Below are 365 nucleotides of genomic sequence, written 5' to 3'. Positions count from 1 at the left end.
GATGGTTCGGTGCGGATTACGCTGGAGAACGGCGCGCAGGTGCAGGTAGGTGCCGAATCCGTTCAAGTGATGGCGGACGGTTCGGTTCTGGTGTCTGCGGATGTCGCGGAGGCGATTGCGCAAGCGGCGGTCAATGGTGGCGTGGCCGAGGGTGTTCCGACCGGGCTGACGGTGTTCACGGGATTAGGGCTTGCGGCTTTGACAGGTGGCTTGGACGCTTTAGAGAATTTTCCTGCGGAGATCACGGGCGAGACGACGGGTGCGGTGACCGAGGATGATGTGCTCACTGCCGCTGGTCAGCTGGATGTGACGGACCCGAACGCGGACGAGTCGCGCTTTGAGGCGCAGAGCGGCACGGTTGGCAG

General features: G+C 63.3%; 1 protein-coding gene. It reads left to right on the top strand.

Annotation, left to right across the window (positions count from 1 at the left end; translation table 11 throughout):
- Positions 1 to 365 (top strand): hypothetical protein (locus L0664_RS18480; protein WP_235227382.1); only part of this gene is annotated, 365 nt, incomplete at both ends.

The sequence above is a fragment of the Octadecabacter dasysiphoniae genome (assembly GCF_021532615.1).
GTDB classification, from domain to species: Bacteria; Pseudomonadota; Alphaproteobacteria; order Rhodobacterales; family Rhodobacteraceae; genus Octadecabacter; species Octadecabacter dasysiphoniae.
The sequence above is the reverse complement of the archived record's forward strand: the minus strand, read 5'-3'. Positions and strand labels throughout refer to the sequence as shown.